Genomic DNA, 22,239 nt, shown 5'->3' on the forward strand with positions numbered 1-22,239 from the left:
GGGGAGCGCCGTCCGCGCTCAGCGCCGCTCGGGCAGGCCGCGGAGGCTGACCTCGATCCCGGCGCGGAGGTTGCCGTGCGTCGTGACGCCGGAGAGGTCGACCCCGAGGCCGCACATGGATTGGGCGACGGCGGGCCCGATGCCGGTGAGGACGCCGCTCGCGCCGAGCAGGCGGATCGCGCGGACGATGCGGACGAGGTGCTCGGCCGTCGCGGCGTCGACGCTCTCGAGGCCGGTGACGTCGATGATGGCGAAGCGAGCGCCTGTGCGCACGACCTCGTCGAGGAGCTTGCCGGTGACGTCGGCCGCGCGCGCCTCGTCGAGCGCGCCGATGACGGGCACGGCGAGCACGCCCTTGGCGACCTGGAGGATGGGCGTGGACAGGGCGCGGATGAGCGCCTGCTGGCGCTGGATGACCGCGAGCTGATCGGCGATGGCCTCCTTCTGCAGCTCGAGCTCGGCGATGGTGGCCGCCATGTGCTCCTCGTGCTCCCGCTGCGCCGTGATGTCCGTGCCGATGGCGAGGATGTGCGCCGTGCCGTCCTGCTCGACGAGGGGCACCTTGATGATGGACATCCACCGCACCTTGCCGTTCGGGCGCGAGACGGGTTGAACCCGCGAGACCGGCTGCATGCGCGCGAGCACCTCCTGGTCCATCTCGCTGATGACCGAGAGCTCGGCGTGAGAGGGCGGCAGATCGGCGACGGTCTTGCCCACCGCCCCCTCCGGCGTGGTGTTGTACAGCTCGGCGTAGCCCTTGCTGACGAGCTTCATCTTGCCGTCCCGATCCTTGACCGTGACGATGATCGGGATGGTGTCGAGCACGAGGCGGATGAACTGCCGCTCGCGATCGAGGGCGAGCTCTGCCTCCTTGAGCTCGGTGGTATCGATCCGCAGGCCGACGACGCTCCCGTCGGCGAGGCGGCTGCTCTTGAGGGTGAGCCAGCGGTCCCCGAACCGCCGCATGTAGATGTCCCCGGAGCGGCGATGGTCCGCGAGGCGACCGGCGACCCACTCGTCTTCGCTGAGGCCGCTGTGGAGGTGGATCCCGTTCCGGCAGCCCTCGCGGACGACGTCTTCGAACGTATTGCCTACCTGGATGGCGGCGGCACATTCGGGGTAGAGCGATCTGTACGTCGTGTTGAAGAAGCAGAGCCGCTCCTTGGCGTCGTAGATGACGAAGCCGACGTCGAGCGCCTCGACGGCCGCGTGCAGGCGCGCTCCTTGATCCCGCGCCGCCTGCTCGGCCCGACGTTGCTCGGTCACATCGCGCAGCGCGAGGAGCACGGCGGCGCACGCGCCCGCGGGGTCGACGAGCGGGCTGAGGCTCCCCTCGGCGAGGACGACGCGCTCGTTCGCGAGGTGGAGCGCGAGGTCGGGCGGCAGGGCGCGCGGGGCGCGATCGCGGAGCACCTGCTCGAGCAGCGCGCCGAGGGGCGGATCGGGCCGCAGGGCCCCGTCGATCGGCTCGCCGCGCGCCGTCGCCCCGGGCGTGGAGCAGAGGCGCTCGGCGGCCGGGTTCAGCGCCAGGATCCGACCGCTTTCATCGAGCAAGAGCAGCGGGTCGACGCTGCAGGTGAAGGCGAGCGAGTAGAGATCGACAGGAGCGTCGCTAGGCATCGGGAGGAGCGTAGATCAAGATCTTCGCAGGGTGTCGGCCTCGGTGACCTCCTGGCGCATCCACAGGCAGCGAAGCTGCTGGCCAAGCTCGGCACGGGCGCGAGCCCTTCGAGCGGAGCGGCCGCCGCAACGCGCCCGTGAGAAGATCCTTGACGGTGCACGGATCGCTGTTATACAAAGTAACACTGTTATGAGCGACGACGACGGGAGCGACGGCGCCGCCCAGCGGCCCGACGACAGGGACATGGCGAGCACGCGCCTGAAGACCACGAAGACCAGCGGCACGAGCCAGGCGGAGCGCCTGCAAGCGTCGAGCTTGCAGCGCCGCGAGCAGCAGAAAGAGAGCCTGCGGGGCGCGATCCTGGCGGCGGCGGGCGAGCTGTTTCTGGAGCAGGGATACGAGGCGTTCTCGATGCGCCAGGTGGCCGAGCGCATCGGCTACTCGGCGACGACGATCTATCGCTATTACGAGGACAAGGATGATCTCCTGTTCGCCATCGTCCACGAGGGGTTCACCGAGTTCCAGCGGGCGCTCGTCGCGGCCGCCGAGAGCACAGCGGACCCGATCGGGCGGATCGAGGCGCTCGGCGCCGCGTACGTTCGTTTCGGCATGCAGAACCCGGTGCACTATCGGCTGATGTTCATGCAGCGGTTCGACTTCGTCTTCGACCAGCGGAAGGAGCGGCAGCAGCCGATGATCGGTTCCTTCGATGTGCTGCGGAGAGCGGTCGCGTCCGCGATGGATGCCGGCGTGGTGCAGCGCGGCGATGTGGAGCTCCACAGCCAGGTTGTCTGGGCCCTGGTCCACGGAATCACCTCCCTCGGCCTGGCCGACCGCGGCCGCTTCACGGCCGATGACGTCGACCGGACCCTGGAGATCGCCATGAAGATGATGGTTCAAGGCTTGCGCCCCTGATCGCGCTCTTTTTTTCTCGTGAAGTTAACACTGTTACTATTAGTTTCATCGTTATATGTGGCCATGGATGGAGGGTGTGATGGATGGAATTTTTGGACTGAGTAACTTCCTCGTGCTGCCGTTCTGGGGCTTGATGATCTTCCTGCCCCGCTATCGCTGGACGCGGCGGATCATGGAGTCGCCGCTCGTGATCGTCGCGCCCGCGCTGCTCTATACGGCGCTCGTCTTCCCGGCCATCCGCGAGGTGCTGCCGATCGTCAACCGCCCGAGCCTCCCGGCGGTGGCCTCGCTGCTCGGCTCGCCCGCCGGCGCCACGATCGGTTGGGTTCACTTCCTCGCCTTTGATCTCTTCGTGGGCCGGTGGGTGTACCTCGACAGCCGCGATCGTGAGATCTCGCCCTGGCTCATGGCCCCGGTGCTCTATCTGACGCTCATGCTCGGTCCGATGGGGTTCTTGCTCTACCTCGCTGTCCGCGCCATGGCCGCTCGATCGGCGCGCGCGCTCGGCGACCCACCGGCCAGGCGCCGGGTCGAGGAGGTCTGAGGTGCGCGCGCGCTCGGCGAGCACCCCCCTCCAGCTCCCTCGCTCGATCGAGGAGCTCCTCAGGCGAAGCCCTGTCTTGTTCACGGCGGCCGTCGTCCACGTCGCGCTGCTCGTCTTGCTGCTCGGCGTCGCCCCGCTCGACGCGCGCCTCGTGCTGGGGGTGAACCCGTGGATCAAGCCGGCGAAATTCGCCGCCTCGATCGCCATCTACCTCCTGACGATCAACTGGCTCATCGGCGATGTCACGCTCCCGCCGAGAGGCCGGAGGGCGGTCGTCTGGGGCACGGTGGCGATGGTGAGCTTCGAGATGATCGCGATCGCCATGCAGGCGGCGCGGGGGGTGGCGTCGCACTTCAATCAAACGACGCCGTTCGACGTGGCGGTATTCGCGCTCATGGGCATCGCCATCCTGGTGAACACGGCGCTCGCGGCGTACCTCGCGTACAGGTTCTGGACGACGCGACCCCCGCTGCCGGCTCCCTATCTCTGGGGCATCCGTCTGGGTTTCCTCCTGTTCCTGCTGGCTTGCGCGGAAGGCGGCTTCATGTCGACGCTCGACGCGCACAGCGTCGGCGTCGCGGACGGCGGGCCCGGGCTGCCCATCGTCAACTGGAGCACGCGAGGCGGCGACCTGCGCACAGCGCACTTCTTCGGGATGCACGCGCTGCAAGCCGCCCCGCTGTTCGGGTACTGGCTGTCGTCGTGGGCGTCGGGGTCGGCGTCGCGCACGCAGCGGGCCGTGCGATGGGTGGTCGCGTTCGGCGTCGGCTACGGCGCCGTCGCGCTAGGGCTCTTCCTTGCGGCGCTCGCAGGGCAGCCGCTGATCCGAATGTAGCGCGCCGAGCTCGCGCGCAGCGCGCTCTCGGCGCTACCTCAGGATCGGGTCGCAGTTCGTGAACGTGAGCGACGTCGATATCGAGAACATCGACCCGAAGCCGCGGCGCTCCGCGTGGAAGAAGTCGAGCGGATACTCCTTGCCGACCTCGATGCCGAGCTCCTCGGCGCTCGCGTCGAGATCGACGGCGGCCAGGGTCGCGGAGTGGAGCCCGCCCATATCGATCGCGAGGCGCCTGTTGATGAACACCCAGAGATCGTCGTCACCGGCGAACCAGAAGACGTCGCCGGGCCGGTACTCGAACGTCATGTGGAGCTCGTACGTGAAGCCGTAGTTGTGCTCCCGCCCCTCGTTGCCCCACCCCTGATCGTCGATGGGGAAGAACTGCTCTCCCACGAAGTGCCCGAGGCCGCGCTCGCTCGCCTTGAGAGGGACGACGTACGGAATCGGTACGTTGACCGTGGGGTCGTCGTGATACCACTGATAAAACGCCTCGGGACCGGTCGTGTGATCCGTGCCGCCCTCATGGGCATAGACCGGCTTGTCGTCGGGGCCGAGATCGGGCTCGACCAGGCCTCTCATGACATCGCCCGCGAAGTACTCGAAGTCGGGGTGCCCGCCCTCGGAGTCAAAGGCCTTGAAGTCGCGCACCACCCCCACGAGCTGCGGCTTGCAACCCTCGTCCCCGCCGGCGCCGGCGGCGCCCTGGGGGAAGCCGCCGCCGGCGCCGGGATCGAGGATGCCGGGGTCATCGCCGCCGGCGCTGGAAGTGGACGAGGACGAGGCGGGCAACGGCGATGTCGTCGTGGCGCCGATGTCGCGACCGATGATGGCGATCTCGGGGGTGCACCCCGCGAGCGCCGTGCCCGTCGAGAGAAGGACGGCCAGGAATCGCGGGGCGCCCGCGCGGGCCGTCGTGGGTTGGGCCAGCTTCATCGAGATCGTCTCCTGCCGCATGGATGCCGCCGACCTCGCCGATCCTTCAGGCAAACTCACGCGAGCGCGAGCCCGGCCGCGATACGCCCGCCGGAGCCCCGGCGAGCGCTGCGGAATCGGTGCCGAAATCGGTCCCGATGACGAAGGCGCCGGTGCACAGGATGACCCACTCAAGGCCAAGTCGAAGGAGCAAGTATTTGTGAGCGTTCACAGAGGCCGCGTCGACTTCAATCCGCCCGTCCACGGACAAGCTCGGACCCGGATGGCTGGCGAGTCCGCTCCGGAGCGGCGCGTCAGGAGAGGCGGAGCGGGCCGCGTTCGTGGTCGATGCGGACAAGCTCGCCGGTTCTCGTACCGGACGGCCTCGCAGGTCCTGCAGCACAGCCCCCACATGCATCGCGACACGCGGGGGTCCATTTGGGTTGACACCCGTTATGTGAACGTTCACATTCGGTTCTCGAAGATTCCTTCCACTTTGCCACGGGTGGGACGTCGTGCGCGTCCGGGCCTTCGTTCCTGGGATTGGGGTGGATTTTTGCGCTGATTTCGTTCGCTCGGTCGTCGCGGGCGCGAGCAACGGTGAGGTCGCGGGGGATCGCTCGACCCGGGCCGGGCCCGAGGTTTCACCTGCGACCCGCGCGCGCACCGGTTCACTGGAGTCGCAGCCGCACATAACCAGCCTCGTGGAGGCTGCCGTGCGTTCATATGCAGCACAAATCGCTGCTCTCGTTGGATTGAGCAAGGTGGGTTGCGGCTCGTCGGATACGGAGCCCGTCCCGGAAACGTGGAGCACCTCGTCCGGGGCAGCGGCGGGCGGTGGGTGGGTCAACGGACACTCGCGCTGCGGGATAGACTGGGAGGCTTGAGCATGCGTCGACCTCGGGTTTGGGATTGGATTCAGCGCACGGCGTCCCCCGCCTCGGGGGAGGGGCAGGCCGCCCGGGAGCGCTCCGGCGCCTGGCGCCGCTCGGCGTGGCTCGCGGCGTGCGCCTCGGCCCTCGTGGCGGCGGCGTGCACGGGCACCCTCGGGAGCAACGTCGACGGGCAATCAGGCGACGGGCAACCAGGCGACGGGCAACCAGGCGACGGGCAACCAGGCGAGGACGCGCAGTGCGAGCCGCGGCTGGCGCGCCGCGTCGTGCTGCTCGCCGATCTGCAGTTCTCGAATTCCGTGCGTGCGCTGCTCGGGGACGCCGCCGTGCGGGCCGATCAGGCGCCCGATGAGAAGACCAAGCCCTTCATGAAGAAGGGGATCGTCGTCGGCACATCGCTGGTGCGCACCCGGCTCGACGCGGCCGCTTACGCCGCGGAGAGCCTCGAAGGGCGCTTCGAGCAGGTGACCGGCTGCGCGACGGACGGGGATGACGCGTGCGCCCGCGACTTCCTGACCCGGTTCGCGGCGCAGGCGTTCCGGAGGCCGCTCGGGGCGACCGAGCTCGAGGATCTGTGGGAGGTGATCGAGCTCGGGAAGGAAGAGAGCTACGAGCGCGGCGTGATGCTCGCCGTCGAGGCCATCCTCGCGTCGCCCTCCTTCTCCTACCGGACGGAGCTCGGCGAGGAGGGGAGCGACGGCGTCGTGAAGCTGTCGCCGCACGAGCTCGCCAGCGAGCTCTCGTTCTTCCTCACGGACAACCCGCCGGACCCCGAGCTCATGGCCGCCGCCAACTCCGGGGCCCTCCGCGACCCGGCAGAGGTGGCGCGGCAGACCGAGCGGCTGCTCGCGCTGCCGGCGACGCGGCGCAGCCTGAGCACCACGCTGCTCGCGGCGTGGGGGCTCAGCAACCTGTTCGGCACGGTGAAAGACCCGGGGATGTTCCCCGAATACGGTCCCTTGCTCCAGGCGAGCATGTTCCACGAGACCGAGCTGTTCGTGGACGCGACCCTCTGGGGCCGCGGCGCCGACGTCTCCGAGCTGCTCACGTCGCGGGAGACGTTCGCGAACGAGCCGCTCGCCAAGGTGTACGGCGTGGAGCACACCGGCGCGCCGGATGAGTTCGCGCCGGTCACCCTGCCCGCCGACCAGCGCGCCGGCCTGCTCACGCAAGCGAGCGTCCTCGCGACGCTCTCCCGCACGGACAACACGAGCGTGGTCGCGAGGGGGCTGTTCATTCGAGGCGCGCTGCTCTGCCTGCCGAAGCTCGCGTCGCCGCCAGAAAACCTCGCGGACGAGGTCGCGGACCTGCTCAACGCCGACATGACCGAGCGAGAGCGCGCCGAGGCGCGCGCCGCGAACCGCACCTGCGGCGCATGCCACAGGGGGATCGACCCGCTCGGCCTGGCGCTCGAGAACTACGATCCGCTGGGTCGTTATCGAGACACGCTCGACGGCGCGCCCATCGACGCGCGCATCGAGCTCGGGGGGATCCTCGGGCTGCACGAGACCTACGCGAACGCTGTCGAGTTCGCCGGCGCGATCGCGCAAAGGCAGGAGCTCGCCGCGTGCCTCGCGCGGAACCTCATCACCTACGGCACCGACGACGAGCAGCTCTCGCCGGTCGACTGCCAGGTCGAGCGCGTGATCAAGGCATTGCCGGAGGGCGCGCGCACCCTGCCCGCCATCGTGAAGGCCATCGCGACGTCGAGCGCGCTCACCGAGCGCACCGAGGAGGAGTGACCATGAACCGCAACCTGCCCTATGTCTCGTCCCGCCGTCGCTTCCTCCAGGGCATCGGCGCCGCCGCGGGGATGTTCGCGATCCTCCGCGGCCTCGAGCGGACCGCGGAAGGCGCGCCGAGCCCGAAGCGGCTCCTCATCGTCCAGCGGCCCGTGGGCACCGTCTACGAGAACTGGTGGCCGCAGGGGAACGGGACCAACTTCACCCTGTCCCGCATCCTGCGCCCGTTCGAGCCGGTGCGTGACCGGATGATCGTGATGCGCGACCTGAAGCTGCCTTACGAGGGCTCGGTCGGCGGCGGCCATGAGCGCGGGACCGTCCTGATGGCGACCGGCCAGCGGACCAAGCAGCTCTACCCCGGCAACGGCGGGGACGACCCCGTGGCCGAGGGGGCGAGCATCGACCAGCTGCTCGTGAAGCAGTCGGCCGATCTGCAGGGGGCGCCGATCGCGTCGCTCCAGATCTCGTGCGACAAGCGCGCGGACACGCCGGAGGTGTCGACGCGCCACATGTCGTACTCCGGCCCGCGGAGCCCGATGACGCCGTACTACCAGCCGCTCGACGTCTATCAGCGGGTGTTCGGCACGATGATGCCCGGGGGGCCGACGAGCGACAACCTCGAGGCGCTCGCCAGGGCGCGCCGGCAGAAGAAGAGCGTGCTCGACTTCGCGACGAGGGACATCGGCCGGCTCCACGAGCTCGCGCCGAGCGCGCAGCGCGAGATGCTGGACGGGCACCTCGAGGCGATCCGCGAGGTGGAAAAGGAGTTCGATGCCGACCCGCGCAACGCCGCGTTCTGCGGAATAGAGCAGCCGCCCGAGATCGTCAATGTGAGCGAGTACATCGACCCTTACAGCTCGTCGCACGTCGTGAACGAGCGCGACGACGAGAAGCACGCGCGCATCGGCGCCCTGCACTTCGCCGTGCTCAAGGCGGCCTTCCGGTGCGACCTGACGCGCGTGGTGACCTTCCAGTGGGCCCCGGGGACCAACCACGTGAGCTTCGGCGACCTGTGGCCGCCGGATTCGCGCATCTTCAAGGTCCACCACACGACGAGCCATGATCCCGACACGCGAGATACGCTCGAGTTCCTCACGCGCGTGGAGGAGTTCTACGCCACCAAGATGGTGGGGTTCCTGGAGGAGCTCGCGGCCACCCAGGACGTGAACGGCGGGACGCTGCTCGACAACACGCTCATCCCCTACGTGACCGAGGTCGGCACCCGCAAGCACAACTGGGACAACGTGCCCTGGCTGCTCTTCGGCGGCGCCAACACCGGGCTCCTCGGCGGGCGCGTATGGGACAACGGCGGCCGTGGCCTCCGGTCGACAAACGACGTGTGGATGGCGTGCGCGGGGGCGTTCGGCCTCCCGGACTTCGTCATCGGGGATGCCGACCTGCACACGACGGCGACCCAGGGCCTGTTCATGCCGGCGTGAGCGTCCAGGCCCTGTGCCCGTCACCAGGGGGAAATTGAACAGGGAGGCGGGGAGGCGGGGAGTTTTTCTGAGATTTTACTCCCCGCCTCCCCGCCTCCCCGCCTCCCTGTGAATTTTCCGAAAAATTTGAGGGGAGTCCTCAACTCCTACTCCCCTGGTCTCCTGGCGCCCTTGGCGTCATGGCCGCTCGCTTCGCGGCCCGACTTCCCGCAGCAGTGCTAACCCGGGTACCACGTGATCCGCGGATCATCGGGCGCGCGCACGTAGTCGAAGGCGGCGTCCGCAAGTCGCGCCAGATTGTACTGCGGCCGCCAACCGAGCAGGAACTTCGCCTTCGTGTTGTCCAGCCAGGTCGAATGGTAGGGCGTCTTCACCTTCACGCTCGGCAGGCCCCGGGTCGTCTCCAGGTAAGACGCCAGCTCACCGTAGTCCACCGGCTCATCCATGCAGACGTTGAAGGTCTGCTGGCGGGCTCTCTCGTTGTCGATCGCCATGAGGAGCGCGGCGACGAGATCCTCCACATGCACGAAGTTACGCTTCACCGGCTTGCCGTCAGGGTCGAGCATCACCGGGACGGCGCCCGAGCGGACGTGACCCTCCGCCGCCTCGGCTCCGACCCAATCGCGCCACCTCGGCCCTCCGAACACGTCGTCACCGAACGATAGCTGGGCCTTGAAGTCGTCCTTCTCCATGATCCACGGCGCACGCAGGCAGCATCCGTTGAGGTCATACTGGACGTAGTATTGCTCGAGCATGACCTCCTCGAGCACCTTGGACAGCGCATAACACCCCGGGTAGGCGCTGTGCTTCTGCGCCTCCGTGACGGGGACGGGGTGTGGATAGAAGAAGTGGCCCATCCCGGCGTCGCCCCCGACCAGGATGAATTGCTTGAATGCAGGACTGACGCGGCAGGCCTCGAGCAGCCAGAACATGCCTTTGATGGCCACGTCCATGATGCTGTCGGCGGTCTCCTTGCTGGTCGCGAGGTGCAGCACGTGGCTCACGCCCTCCACCGCCTCGCTGGTCACGGCGCTGTGCTCGATCGACCCACGCACCACTTCCAGGCGCGCCGTCGGCTCCAGCATGCGGTTGTGGCATAGCGCACGAACCTTCCAGCCCTCGAACCTGGGGTCCGACAGGAACCTGCGGATGAAGGCCTGGCCGACCTTCCCCGCCGCCCCGGTGACCAGAACTCGCTTTGTCTCACTCACGTTGTCGCTCCTCGCTCCGGGTGCACGCCGAAGCAGCTGTACTGGTGGGCGCCGGCGTAGAAGGGCCTGTTGAACAGGAGGTGTCGGGGTCGTTCTGGTGGATCGATCGTCCGACGTTCTCGGCGCCGCGCGTCGTGGACGACCCACCCAGGGTGAAGCAAAAGGATGGAGCTCGGGCGCATCGTGAGCGGTCACATGCCAGGTGTCAACTCCATTGGAAGGACCGCGGGTATCCTCGAGCCCGAGGGAGGACAAAGCCAGCGGGTCCTCCGGAGCGCCGCGTCAAGAGGAGGGGGCGCCGGACCGCGGTCATCGCGGGCGCCCGACTGGATCGAAGATACCCGCGGTCCTTCCAATGGAGTTGACACCGAATATGTGAACGCTCACAATGCGCTCGGGGGGCATCCTTTTGCTTCCTCGTGGGTGAAACGTCGTGCGCACCGAGACCTTCGTCGTCCCGATCGATCTCGGCGCCGATTCCGTTCGTTCGGCCGTCACGGATGCGAGTTTCCGACGCCGCCGCGGAGGCGCAATGCGGTAAGAGCGCGCCGCTGGCGTGCAGGAGAGAGGAGATGTTCCATGCGGATTGCGAGTTTTCTCGAACGACGAGCTCAGAGCAGCAGATCTGGACGAGCGAGCCGGACCTGGGTTAGGCAACGCCGAGCGAGCACCGCCCTGGCGTTGCTGCTCACGCTCGGCTGCTCGGGAACGCAGCCTCCTCCCGCCGCAGAGCCCGTGACGCCTGCCCCCGCGCCGGCAACGACCCCGAGCGTGCCACCGCCCGTGCCAGACGTGGCGCCCGCGAAGCCCCTCGCCATCACCAAGGCTCGTCATGGCGAGATCGAGGCTCAAGGCGTGGATATTTACACTCTCACGAACGCGAACGGCCTCGTGCTCAAGGTGATGACGTACGGCGCGATCATCACCGAGCTGCACGTGCCCGACAAGGCCGGAAAGCTCGCCGACGTCGTCGTCGGTTTCGAGAACCTGGACGGCTATCTCACCGGCAACCAGTTCTTCGGCGCGACGGTTGGCCGCGTCGCCAACCGCATCCGCAACGCGAAGTTCAAGCTCGAGGGCAAGGAGTACACCCTGGCCTCGAACAACAAGCCGCACCACCTGCACGGCGGCGCCAAGGGCTGGGACAAAGTGGTGTGGAGCGCCGCCACCGCCGAGACCCCTGACGGCCCGAGCATCCGCCTCACGTACGTGTCGAAGGACGGAGAAGAGGGGTATCCTGGCACCGTGTCTGCGAAGACCGTCTATACGCTCACGAACCGGAACGAGCTCCGCGTCGAGATGGAGGCGGTCACGGACAAGACGACGCTCGTCAGCATGGCCCACCATTCGTACTGGAACCTCGGCGGGCACGGCTCCGGCACGATCCTCGATCACGAGCTCACGCTCTATACGGACAGCTACACGCCCGGCGATCCGGGCGTCCCGACCGGAGCCGTGAAGCCCGTCAGAGGTACGCCGTTCGACTTCACGGCGCCCAAGCCCATCGGCAGGGACTTGAAGGCCGTTGGCGGAGACCCTGTCGGGTACGATCACAACTTCGTCGTCAACGGAGACCCGGCCGCCCTGCGACCCGTGGCGCGCCTCAAAGATCCGAAGTCCGGCCGCGTGATGACGCTGGAGGGGGATCAGCCCGGCGTGCAGTTCTACTCCGGGAATTTCATGAATGGCTCGAAGGAGGGCAAAGGCGCCACGTACGTGCAGCACGCGGCGCTTTGCTTGGAGACCCAGAAGTTTCCGAACGCGATCAACGTGCCGGCCTGGCGAGAGCAGCCGATTCTCAAGCCGGGGCAGGCCTATAAACACACAATGATTCACCGCTTCACGGCGGAGTGAGAGAGGCGGCCATGCTCTGTTTCGGTGTCATCGGTACGGGCGGGATCGCGCGTGGCTTCACGCCCGCGCTTCAGGGCAGTCAGCGTTGTCGGGTCGTGGATGCCACGCAGGGTGTCAACGTGATCAACATTGAATCAGCAAGGAGACCTGCCGTGGAAGAGACGAAGTCCTGGGGCAAGGGTTGGGCGATCACCGCGCTCTTCCTGTTGGCGCTGCTCGCGATCACGGGGTGCGGCAAGCAGAGCGAGGGGACGGGCGCCGCGCCCGCCGAGGGGGCCGGCTCGAAGCCGAAGATGGTAAAGCTCGCCTTCGTCACAAACAACGCGAGCGAGTTCTGGAAGATCGCTCAGGCAGGCGTCCGGAAATACGAGCAAGAGAGCAAGGTCCAGGTCGACGTGAAGATGCCGCCGAACGGCACCACGGAGGAGCAGAACCAGATCCTCGAAAACCTCTCGAGCCAAGGCTATGACGCTATCGCCGTGAGCGCCATCGCGCCGGGCGATCAGGTCCCGGTGCTCAACAAGACGGCCGAGAAGAGCAAGCTCATCACGTTCGACTCGGACGCCCCGAAGTCGAACCGACTGCTCTACATCGGCACCAACAACCACGAGGCCGGCAAGGCGCTCGGCGCCCACATCGTGAAGCTCCTCCCGAGCGGCGGCAAGATGGCCGTGTTCGTCGGCATGCTGTCCGCGGACAACGCGAAGCAGCGGCTCCAGGGCATCCAGGACGCGATCGCCGGCAAGAACATCGAGATCGTCGACAAGCGCGAGGACAATACGGACCGCGCGAAGGCGCGCTCCAACGTGGAGGACATCATCAATGCGCACCCGGACCTGAAGCTCGTCGCAGGCCTGTGGTCCTACAACGGTCCCGCCATCGCGGCGGCCATCGAGGCTCTCGGGAAGAAGGGCAAGGTCCTCGCGGCCGTGTTCGACGAGGAAGAGGGGACGCTCACGGCCATCGAGAACGGCACGATCTCGGTCACGGTCGTCCAGAAGCCGTTTCAGTTCGGCTACATGGCGAGCAAGTGGGCGCATGAGCTCGCGACAAAGCCCGACGCGGCCATCGCGCAGATCCCGGCGAGCAAAGGCATCGACACCGGCATCGAGGTGATCGAGAAGGCCAACGTGGCGGAGTTCAAGCAGAAGCTCGCCGAGATGAAGAGGTGAGCGTGACCGCGGCGCTACCGAGTCTGCTCGCGATGAGCGCGATCAACAAGCGGTTTCCCGGCGTGGTCGCGCTCCAGGGCGTCTCCCTTTCGCTGAAGCCGGGGGAGGTGCTCGCCCTGATGGGCGAGAACGGCGCCGGCAAGAGCACGCTGATGAAGATCCTCGGGGGCGCCCAGCAGCCCGACGAAGGCGAGATCTGGATCGAAGGGAAGAAGGTCACCCTCGAGAGCGTGCGCGCCGCCAAGCGCCTCGGCATCGCGCTCATCCACCAGGAGCTGATGCTGGCGCCGAACCTGGACATCGCCGCCAACATCTTCCTCGGCAACGAGGGCGGCGGGGCCAGAGCGCTCCTCCGTCCGCTGCCGAAGGGCGGCATGTACGCCCGCGCCCACGAGCTGCTTCAGCGCGTGGGCTTGTCGCTCCCGCCCTCGACCCCGGTGTCCCTGTTGACCGCCGGTCAGATGCAGATGGTCGAGATCGCCAAGGCGCTCGCCCTGGACGCGCGTATCCTCATCATGGACGAGCCGACTTCGTCGCTGACGAGCGGTGAGTCCGAGCATCTCTTCCAGATCATCTCCAAGCTCCGGTCGGACGGCATCGGCATCGTCTACATCTCGCACCGGATGGAAGAGGTCATGGCGCTGGCGGACCGGGTGACGGTCCTGCGCGACGGCCGCTACGTCGGGGACCTCACGCGCGCAGAAGCGACGCACGAAAAGATCGTCTCCATGATGGTGGGCCGCGAGCTGAGCGCGCACTACTTCCCGGAGAAGCGGCCGCGGAGGTCGACCGAGCCCGTGCTGGTGGTCGAAGGCCTCGTCGTGCCCGGCGCGCCCGCGCCGGTCTCCTTCTCGGCCGAACGCGGGGAGATCCTCGGCTTCGCCGGCCTGGTCGGCTCGGGCCGCACGGAGCTCATGCAGACGATCTTCGGGGTGACTCCTGCGCTCGGCGGACGCATGACGCTCGAGGGCGAGGCGTTTGCTCCTCGAAGACCCAGGGACGCCATCGACCGCGGCGTCTACCTGGCGCCGGAGGATCGCAAGCGGCACGGCCTCGTGCTGCCGCTCAGCGTCGCTGAGAACACCTCCCTGCCCAACATCGGCAACTACAACCGCTGGGGCTTCCTGGACAGGAAGACGGAGCGCCGCGTCGCCGAATCGGAGGTGAAGCGGTTGCGGACGAAGACGCCTGGCATTCGTCAGCGCGTCGCGAACCTCTCCGGCGGAAACCAGCAGAAGGTGGTGCTCGGAAAATGGCTGGCCATGAGCCCGCGCGTGCTGCTCGTGGACGAGCCGACACGCGGGATCGACGTCGGCGCCAAGGCCGAGATCTACCGCCACATGGCTACCCTCGCGGATGGAGGCATCACGATCTTGATGGTCAGCTCGGACATGGGAGAGATCATCGGAATGAGCGATCGCGTCGCCGTCATGCACGAGCGACGCATCAAGGGGGTATTGCCGCGGGAGCGGCTCAGCCAGGAACGGATCGCGACGTTGATGACGGGCCACGCCGGCGAGGAGGCTTTGTCGTGAGGCGCGAGCTTGGCATGACCATCGCGCTCGTCGTGATGTGTCTGGGTCTCTACATCTCGAACCCGGATTTTCTCGGGCAGTCGAACTCGATCAACACCCTGCGGCAGATCTCGATGCTCGGGATCTTCGCGATCGGCATCGGCTTCGTCATCATCACCGGCGGCATCGATCTGTCGATCGGGTCCGTGATCGGCCTGACGGGCGTCCTGATCGCGAAGCTCTCGTCGAGCCAGGCCGGCGGCCTGGGCTACTCGTTGTGGATCGGCATTCCGGCGGCGCTCGGCGTGGCGCTGCTGATCGGCCTCGGCCAGGGACTCTTGATCACGCGGCTCAAGCTGCAGCCGTTCATCGTCACGCTCGGCGGCATGTTGTTCTTGCGCGGGGTCTCGCAGACCATCGCCGAGGGCGGCACCCTGAGCCTCGGGGGCTCGCCGCTGCTCCACCTCGCGAACGGCGGGCTGCTCAACGTTGGCAGCGACGCGCTCGTCCCGTATCCGTTTCTGATCTTCCTCGCCGTGATCGGCGTCTCGACCTACGCGCTGCACTTCACGGTGTTCGGGCGTTACGTCTATGCGATCGGCGGCAATCGCGACGCAGCGGAGTACTCCGGTATCAGCGTGAAGCGGGTGGAGACGTCCACCTACGTGATCTCGGCGGGCCTCGGCGGCGTCGCTGGCGTCTGTTACGCGTCGTACATCGGGCAGATGTCGCAACAGGTCGGCATCGCGTACGAGATGTACGCGATCGCCGCGGCGGTGCTCGGCGGCTGCTCGCTTCGCGGCGGTGAAGGCACGGTGCTCGGCATCCTCATCGGCTCCGCGCTGATGCGGGTCATCGACAACGGCATCAACATGTTCCAGATGCCGTACGAGGACGCTGACGGCATACGACGCATCTGGCGCCTGGACCCGAACTGGACGTTCATCATCATCGGCGCCGTGATCCTCGTCGCCGTCATCCTCGACCAGATCGTGCACATGGTGCAGGAAAAACGGCGCACCCGGCGTGCCTCCGCGGGAGCCGCCGAGGCGGCGCCGAGCCTCCAGGCGGCCGCGGCCTTCAGCGCAGCGGAGTCGCCGGCCGCACGATCGCCCGATCACGAAAACGTTTGAGCCCTCCGGCCCGTACGGGGTCGGGGCGGCTCGAGGCCTGCCGCGCGCCAGGAACAGACGTGGACGACGCAGCTCGAGGCTAGAGGCAGCGCAGCACGTTGTCGCGCACGAGCTGCCAGATGGTCTCGGGGATGTCGCCCAGCCAGCGCGCGTCGCGCTCCACGGGCGTCTCGGCGTCGTCGAGCGGGTCGTCGGGGCTGTAGACGAGCCGCCATAGCCGCTCGCTCACCGAGCCGTTCCGGTCGATCACGAAGCGGTGGACGAGCTTCTTCGCGAGCTCCTCGCCCTCGAGGTCGAGCAGCAGGACCGGCGCCTCGACCTTGACCTCGCGAAGCGGCTTGAGCCGGAGATAGACCCCCTTCACGAGATCGACCTCGTCCGGCGGCTCGAACCCCGCCTCGCGGAAGTCGACCGGCGCCTTTGTGTTGCCGACGAGGTAATACTCTCCCTGGGTCTCGGCGAGGATCGCGCCGCCCAGCCTTCCTACGCGTGCCATCTAGACCTCCTCCGAAGTGAGGCTCTCGTCCGATGAAGTGAGCATCTCGTCCGAGAGCACGAGCGTGCGCCCCGGCGTCTGGCCCGGGAGCGCTTCCCCATCCCATGTGTACTTGTTTGTATATCCGCGCGGCGTGACCATGTACCCCTCGAACAGGAAGGTGTTTGTCGAGCCGACGAGCACCGTGGTGAGCATCCCGATCTCGTAGTCGAGGAAGTGATCGACATCGGTGATCACGGCGCTCTCCAGCTTGCGATAGGCGCTCTTCACGAGCGCGACCGGCGTCGTGCCCGCGCGGTGCTGCGCGATGATCTCCTTGGCCCGCACGATCTGGCGCGTGCGCCGGCCGCTCGCCGGATTGTAAAGGCCGATGACGAAGTCGGCGGAGGCGGCGGCCTCGAGCCGCCGCTCGATGGCCGGCCAGGGGGTCAGGAGGTCGGACAGGGAGATGGCGCAGAAGTCGTGCCCGAGCGGCGCGCCGACGAGCGACGCGCACGCGTTGAGCGCGGTCATGCCGGGCACGATGCGGAGCTCCGGCGACTCGCCCCGCTTCCAGCCGATCTCCTGGAGCACCTGGAAGACGAGCCCGGCCATGCCGTAGACCCCGGCGTCGCCCGAGGAGATGATCGCGACGCGCCCGCCGTCCCGCGCCCGCTCCACGGCGGCGCGCGCCCGGCCGATCTCCTCGGTCATACCGGTCTTGACCACCTCCTTGCCCTCGATGAGGTGCTTCACCAGCCGGATATACGTCGTGTATCCCACGATGAGATCCGACGAGGCGATCGCCTCCAGGGCGGCGCGGGACGCGTGCGCCTCGGCGCCGGGGCCGATTCCGACGATCGACAGGACTCCTTTGTCACCCATGGCTCTCCTCGATGGTGCGCTTCGCGAACGGGACGCGCGCGACGGCGAGCGTCATGGACCGGCCCACGCCCGGCTCGGTGTACGCCCGCTTCGGCACGAGCAGCCTCGTGGCCCCGGCCGCGCGCAGGGCGGCGGGCTCGGCGACGCCCCGGGCGCCGACGTGCTTCTTCACCGTCTCCGACGGGTTCTCGATCCCCTCGGTCGCGTCGAGCTCCTCGGCCGTGAACGTGACGAGCGGCCACCCCCGCCGCGCCGACAGCGCGAGCAGCGCCTCCTCGTCGGCCTTCTTGTCGATCGTCGCCAGCGCCTTCACCGATTGGACCGACAGCCCGTGCTCGTCGAGCAGCCGGTCGACCCCGCGCTCCACCATGTCGAGCGGCGCGCCGCGGTCGCAGCCGACGCCGAGGACGAGGCTCTTCGGGCGGTAGACGACGGCGCGCTCGACGACCGCGGGGTGCGAGCGCGACAGATCGCGATCGCTCGCGACGAGGAGCATCTCCCACGCGTCCGGATCCACGCCGTCGAGCGATGTCGCGTAGCGCACGCCCGGCGGGAGCGGCGTCCCCTCGGGCCAGAACGACGGCTCGCCCGTCTCCTGGACGAACAGCACGGGCGCGGCGTTCACGACGGCGGCGCAGCCGCGCGTCACGTTGCGATCGGGGTCGTCGAGGGTCCACCCGAGCTCGCGGCCGAGGATGTCGACCGTCAGCGTCCCGAGCGCGTCGGACGCCGTGGTCACCACCGGCTGCGCGCCGAGCAGCGCGGCCACCTTGTCGGTGAACGCGTTGCCCCGGCCGACGTGGCCGGAGAGCACGCAGATCGAGAACCGGGCCGCGTCGTCGACGCACACGACCGCCGGATCGACCTTCTTGTTCTTGAGCAGCGGCGCGACCATGCGCACCACGGCGCCGACGCTGATCACGAAGACGTGGCAGTCGTAGGCCGTGAACGCCTCGTTCAAGAGCGGCCCCATCGGCAGCGGGAGCGGCTTCGCGCCCTCCGGCGCCCCGTCGAAGAGCTTCTGCGACACGTAGAGATCCGCGCCCGGGAGGCCCGGGACGAGCCGGCGCGCGATGTCGATTCCATGGCGCGTGATGGCGTAGACGGCGTAGGGCTTGCGCGCGGCGATCATGGCGCCTCCGGTTCGTTAGGTGCCTTTTCGAAGCTGCCCGGCAGCGAGGCCTCGGCCTCGCCGACGAGGAGCCCGCTCCGCTCCCCGCGCGTGACGACGACCATGGCGAAGCAGTCGCCCCGCTCGTCCTGCGCGGCCCGCAGGTCCCGGACGATGCGCTGCTCGGGCATCGTCGCCTTGGACACGAACACCGCCCGATCGAGGAGGCCCGCCCGCGTGAGCGCCTCGGTCACCTTCGGCATCTCCGAGCCGATCTTCATCAGGACCACGGTGTCGAAGCGACAGAGGACGTCGGTCAGGTCGTCGACGCCGTACGTGGCGGGGAGGATGGCGATCCGCTCCTGCCCGTCGGCGAGCGAGAGCCCGCTCACGGCCGGGACCGCCGTGACCGAGGTGACGCCGGGGACGACCTCGACCTCGAGCCCGGGGAAGCGGCGGAGCGCCTCGCGGCGGACGTAGACGAACGTGCTGAAGAGCGACGGATCGCCCTCGGTGGCGAACGCGACGGAGAGGCCGCGCGAGAGCCGGTCGCCGATCTGGCCGACGGCCGCGTCGATGTACGGGCGGACGCGATCCGGGTCCTTGCTCATGGGGAAGGTGAGGAGCAGCCGCTCCTGGTCCGGCCGCTTGGGGACGACGGGCGAGAGGATCCGGTAGGCCATCGAGGCGCCGAAGTCCGAGCTGCGGGGGAGCGCGAGCACGTCCGCAGCCTCGAGGACGCGCACGGCGCGCAGCGTGAGCAGGTCCGGCGCGCCGGGGCCGACGCCCACGCCGTAGAGCTTGCCGAGGCCGCTCATGACGCCTCCGAGGCGGGCGCCGGCCGGGCCGACTGCGCCCGCTCCGCTTCCTGCGGCCTCGCGGGCTTCGTGGCGGCGAAGACGTGGATCGGGTTCAGCGCCTCGTACCGCATGTAGCGCGCGAGCGGCACGCCGCGCGAGACCGAGAGCAGCGTGACCTCGGGGTCGAGCCCCCGCGCCCGGAGCGCGCGGTACGTCTCGGCCACGTTCTCCATCGTGATCGCGTTGACCACGAGCCGGCCGCCCGGCCGCAACCGATCGAGCGCCGCCGTGATGATCTCCTCCATGCTCCCCTTGCTCCCTCCGACGAACACCGCGTCCGGGTCCTCGAGCGCGGCGAGCGCCTCGGGCGCGCGGCCCGCGACGACGCGCACGTTATCGACCCCGTGCGTGCGGACGTTGTCCCGGCAGATCTCCACGCCCTCCGGGTCGACCTCGATCGCGTAGACGCGCCCGAGGGGGCAGAGCATCGCCGCCTCGATCGAGACCGACCCCGAGCCGGCGCCGACGTCCCAGACGACCGCGTCGGGGCGGATCGCCATCGACGCGATCGAGAGCAGGCGCACCTCGCGCTTCGTGATGAGGCCGTTCTTCGGCATGCGCTTCGCGAACGCGTCCTCGTGCAGGTAGGGGACAGCCGGCGGCGGCCGCCACGCCGGATCGCTCCTGAGGAGCAGGAGCACGTTCAGCGGGCCGATGTCGTCGCAGGACGCGAGCGCGGCGAGGTCGAACGCGCGCACGCGCTCGCCCGCGCCCGCGAGGCTCTCGCAGACCCACGCCTTCCAGCCTGTATCGCCGTGCTCGAGGAGGCGCGCGGCGAGGCGGGCCGGGCTGTTCTCCCCGTCGGTCAGCACCGCGACCTTCGAGAGCCGGCGGAGGCGCGTCGCGAACCCCTCGGGCGAGCGCCCGTGGACCGAGACGAACGCGGCGTCGTCCCAGGCGATGCCGGTGCGCGCGAACGCCCACTGGACCGAGCTCAGGGTCGGGATGATCTCGACGTGCTCGCCCCCGAGCTTCCGGACGACGAGCGCGCCGACGCCGAAGAACAGCGGGTCGCCCGAGGCGAGGATGCACACGTTCTGCTCGGCCGAGAGGGCCTCCACGCGGTCGAGCGCCGCGGACAGGCCGCCCTTGAGGGCGATCTTCTCGCCGCGGAACTGCGGGAAGAACTCGAGGTGCCGCTCGCCCCCGACGAGCACCTCGGCCCGGGCGACCGCGGACGCGGCGCGGCTCGAGAGGCTGGCGCACCCGTCGTCGCCGATGCCGACGACGGTCACGGCGCGGCGCGCGCTCGCGCTCGCGCTCATCGCGCCACCATCGCCGGGGCCGCCGGGCCGGACGGCAGCGTCGGATCCGGGGGGTCCGCCGAGAGGAGCAGCAGCGCGTGGACGATCGCGACGGCGATCGGGCTCCCGCCCTTGCGCCCGCGCGCGACGATGTAGGGGAGCCCGGACTCGAGCAGGGCCTCCTTGGACTCCGCCGCCGACACGAACCCGACCGGCACGCCGATCACGAGCGCCGGCCGCGCCCCCTCCTCCCGGGCGAGGCGCACGACCTCGAGCAGCGCGGTCGGCGCGTTGCCGATCGCGACGACCGCCCCGTCGAGGAGCCCGAGCCGGTGCGCCTTGCGCATCGACTCGATCGCGCGGGTCGAGCCGGCCGCCGACGCGGCCTGGATGACGTCGTCATCCGAGATGAAGCAGTGGATCTTGCAGCCGTACGACGCGAGGCGCTGCTCGTTCAGGCCGACGCCGATCATCTTCACGTCGACGAGGACCGGCGCGCCGCCCCGGAGCGCCTCGATCCCCCGGGGGATCGCCTCGGGGTGGAGCCGCATGAGCGACGAGAACTCGAAGTCCGCGGTCGCGTGGATCACGCGGCGGACGACCTGCCACTCCGCCTGCGGGAAGCCGTGCGCGCCGGCCTCCTCGTCGATGATCGCGAAGCTCTTGTCCTCGATGCGCCGCCCGAGCGCGGTCATCTGCCGCATGTCGTTCACCGCGCGCGCGTCTTCACCGATCTTGGCACCGCTCATGGCTCCTCCGCTCTGTCTGTGCAGGCGGCCCCGGCCGGGTACCGGCCGAGCAGCGCCCCGTTGAAATCGACAAGGCAGGCGTGCACCTCGATGGCGCCGCCCGCGTGGGCCGAGGTGTGCTCGACGACGCGCCGGCAGATCCCGCCCGCGACGCCGGTGAGCCCCTCGCGCTGGCACAGCTCGAGCACGTGCCGCGCGGTGTTCGCCTGCCGGATCTCCGCCGCGATCTCCGGCCGCGCGCCGAGCTCCTCGGCGATCTGCGCGAGCAGCTCCATGCTCACCTCCGAGCCGGCGGCGTGCGTCATCATCTTGCCGTCGGCCATCTTCGAGAGCTTGCCGATCATGCCGACGATGACCGCGCGGGCGATCCGCCGCCGCGCGGCGTGGCGGACGCCGGTGCCGATGAAGTCGCCCACCTGGATGAACGCGTCCTCCGGGAGCTCCGGGTAGAGCTTCATCGCGTACGCCTCGGACTTGCCGCCGGTCGTCAGCGCGAGCGTCGCGATGCCGCGCTCGGCGGCGACGTCGATCGCCTGCACCACGCTCGCGCGGAAGGCGGCGGTGGAGTACGGCTTCACGATCCCGCTCGTCCCGAGGATGGAGATCCCGCCGATGAGCCCGAGGCGCGCGTTGATGGTCTGCTTCGCCATCTCCTCGCCCTGGGGGACGCTGATCGTGACCGTGGCGCCGGCGAAATCCGAGCCCTCGAGCTCCTCGAGGACCATCTCGGTGATGTTCCGGCGCGGCACGGGGTTCACGGCCGGCGCGCCGACCGGCAGCCCGAGCCCGGGCTTCGTGACGACGGCGACCCCGTCGCCGCCGCGGATCTCGACGCCCGGCTCGCGGCGGAGCTCGACCTCGGCGACGAGCTCGGCGCCGTGGGTGCAGTCCGGATCGTCGCCGGCGTCCTTGATGACGCTGCAGGTGGCGCGTTGCCCGTCGCGGTCGCAGCGCTTCAGCGGGAAGGTGACGCGTTGCCCGTTCGGCAAGGTCGTCTCGATGGCGTCGACCGCCGCGCCGCGCGTGAGCACGCGCGCCGCCGCCTTGGCCGCGGCGGCCGCGCACGCGCCCGTCGTGAACCCCTCGCGCTGCCCTTTCGGGTCTCTCGGCCGGACCTCTGCCATACA

General features: G+C 69.0%; 17 protein-coding genes and 1 pseudogene. 9 read left to right on the forward strand and 9 right to left on the reverse strand.

The window, feature by feature from the left end; all coding sequences use genetic code 11:
* Positions 1-18: 18 nt before the first annotated feature.
* Complete coding sequence (locus tag WMF36_RS01555) at positions 19-1,620, reverse strand: PAS domain-containing protein (RefSeq protein ID WP_437577786.1); 1,602 nt, start codon at positions 1,618-1,620, stop codon at positions 19-21.
* Positions 1,621-1,810: 190 nt separating this feature from the next.
* Between WMF36_RS01555 and WMF36_RS01560 the strand changes: the two genes are divergently transcribed.
* The 3 genes from WMF36_RS01560 (at position 1,811) to WMF36_RS01570 (ending at position 3,915) form a co-directional block, all read left to right on the forward strand.
* Positions 1,811-2,536: a TetR/AcrR family transcriptional regulator gene (locus tag WMF36_RS01560; RefSeq protein ID WP_437577787.1), complete on the forward strand. Its 726-nt coding sequence runs from the start codon at positions 1,811-1,813 to the stop codon at positions 2,534-2,536.
* Between the two features lie 79 nt (positions 2,537-2,615).
* On the forward strand, positions 2,616-3,080 hold the full coding sequence (locus WMF36_RS01565; RefSeq protein ID WP_437577788.1) for an ABA4-like family protein: 465 nt from the start codon (positions 2,616-2,618) through the stop codon (positions 3,078-3,080).
* 1 nt (position 3,081) lies between these two features.
* Complete coding sequence (locus tag WMF36_RS01570) at positions 3,082-3,915, forward strand: hypothetical protein (RefSeq protein ID WP_437577789.1); 834 nt, start codon at positions 3,082-3,084, stop codon at positions 3,913-3,915.
* 33 nt (positions 3,916-3,948) lie between these two features.
* Here the strand turns inward: WMF36_RS01570 and WMF36_RS01575 are convergent, their stop codons facing one another.
* On the reverse strand, positions 3,949-4,851 hold the full coding sequence (locus WMF36_RS01575) for a fibro-slime domain-containing protein (protein WP_437577790.1): 903 nt from the start codon (positions 4,849-4,851) through the stop codon (positions 3,949-3,951).
* An 868-nt stretch (positions 4,852-5,719) separates the two neighbouring features.
* Here WMF36_RS01575 and WMF36_RS01580 point away from each other — a divergent pair.
* Both WMF36_RS01580 and WMF36_RS01585 read left to right on the forward strand, forming a co-directional pair.
* A complete protein-coding gene (locus tag WMF36_RS01580) occupies positions 5,720-7,465 on the forward strand; it encodes a DUF1592 domain-containing protein (RefSeq protein ID WP_437577791.1) in 1,746 nt (581 codons plus the stop codon).
* Between the two features lie 2 nt (positions 7,466-7,467).
* Positions 7,468-8,904 (forward strand): DUF1552 domain-containing protein, encoded by a 1,437-nt coding sequence (locus tag WMF36_RS01585; RefSeq protein ID WP_437577792.1) that lies wholly within the window; start codon positions 7,468-7,470, stop codon positions 8,902-8,904.
* A gap of 218 nt (positions 8,905-9,122) precedes the next feature.
* Here the strand turns inward: WMF36_RS01585 and WMF36_RS01590 are convergent, their stop codons facing one another.
* Positions 9,123-10,115 (reverse strand): NAD-dependent epimerase/dehydratase family protein, encoded by a 993-nt coding sequence (locus WMF36_RS01590; protein ID WP_437577793.1) that lies wholly within the window; start codon positions 10,113-10,115, stop codon positions 9,123-9,125.
* An 855-nt stretch (positions 10,116-10,970) separates the two neighbouring features.
* On the opposite strand from WMF36_RS01590, the gene WMF36_RS01595 reads away from it, so the two are divergent.
* The 4 genes from WMF36_RS01595 (at position 10,971) to WMF36_RS01610 (ending at position 15,788) form a co-directional block, all read left to right on the forward strand.
* Positions 10,971-11,969 (forward strand): aldose epimerase family protein, encoded by a 999-nt coding sequence (locus WMF36_RS01595; protein WP_437577794.1) that lies wholly within the window; start codon positions 10,971-10,973, stop codon positions 11,967-11,969.
* Positions 11,970-12,121: 152 nt separating this feature from the next.
* On the forward strand, positions 12,122-13,141 hold the full coding sequence (locus tag WMF36_RS01600; RefSeq protein ID WP_437577795.1) for a sugar-binding protein: 1,020 nt from the start codon (positions 12,122-12,124) through the stop codon (positions 13,139-13,141).
* A 32-nt stretch (positions 13,142-13,173) separates the two neighbouring features.
* On the forward strand, positions 13,174-14,676 hold the full coding sequence (locus WMF36_RS01605; protein ID WP_437577796.1) for a sugar ABC transporter ATP-binding protein: 1,503 nt from the start codon (positions 13,174-13,176) through the stop codon (positions 14,674-14,676).
* Positions 14,673-15,788 (forward strand): ABC transporter permease, encoded by a 1,116-nt coding sequence (locus tag WMF36_RS01610; protein ID WP_437577797.1) that lies wholly within the window; start codon positions 14,673-14,675, stop codon positions 15,786-15,788. Before WMF36_RS01605 ends, WMF36_RS01610 begins: the two co-directional genes overlap by 4 nt.
* A gap of 79 nt (positions 15,789-15,867) precedes the next feature.
* Here the strand turns inward: WMF36_RS01610 and cobJ are convergent.
* The 6 genes and pseudogenes from cobJ to WMF36_RS01640 all read right to left on the reverse strand — a co-directional run bounded on the left by cobJ (position 15,868) and on the right by WMF36_RS01640 (position 22,236).
* A pseudogene (cobJ, locus tag WMF36_RS01615) lies at positions 15,868-17,148 on the reverse strand (precorrin-3B C(17)-methyltransferase).
* Entirely contained in the window at positions 17,141-18,280 is a 1,140-nt protein-coding gene (locus tag WMF36_RS01620; protein ID WP_437577798.1) for a cobalt-precorrin 5A hydrolase, read from the reverse strand. Before WMF36_RS01620 ends, cobJ begins: the two are co-directional and overlap by 8 nt.
* Positions 18,277-19,077, reverse strand: a complete 801-nt coding sequence (cobI, locus tag WMF36_RS01625) for a precorrin-2 C(20)-methyltransferase (protein ID WP_437577799.1) — start codon at positions 19,075-19,077, stop codon at positions 18,277-18,279. Before cobI ends, WMF36_RS01620 begins: the two co-directional genes overlap by 4 nt.
* Entirely contained in the window at positions 19,074-20,384 is a 1,311-nt protein-coding gene (gene cbiE, locus WMF36_RS01630) for a precorrin-6y C5,15-methyltransferase (decarboxylating) subunit CbiE (protein ID WP_437577800.1), read from the reverse strand. Before cbiE ends, cobI begins: the two co-directional genes overlap by 4 nt.
* Entirely contained in the window at positions 20,381-21,112 is a 732-nt protein-coding gene (locus WMF36_RS01635) for a precorrin-8X methylmutase (RefSeq protein WP_437577801.1), read from the reverse strand. Before WMF36_RS01635 ends, cbiE begins: the two co-directional genes overlap by 4 nt.
* Complete coding sequence (locus WMF36_RS01640; RefSeq protein WP_437577802.1) at positions 21,109-22,236, reverse strand: cobalt-precorrin-5B (C(1))-methyltransferase; 1,128 nt, start codon at positions 22,234-22,236, stop codon at positions 21,109-21,111. The genes WMF36_RS01635 and WMF36_RS01640 overlap by 4 nt, the downstream gene beginning before the upstream one ends.
* Positions 22,237-22,239: the final 3 nt, after the last annotated feature.

This window comes from Sorangium sp. So ce887, from assembly GCF_051521455.1.
In the GTDB taxonomy this organism is placed as follows: Bacteria; Myxococcota_A; Polyangia; order Polyangiales; family Polyangiaceae; genus Sorangium.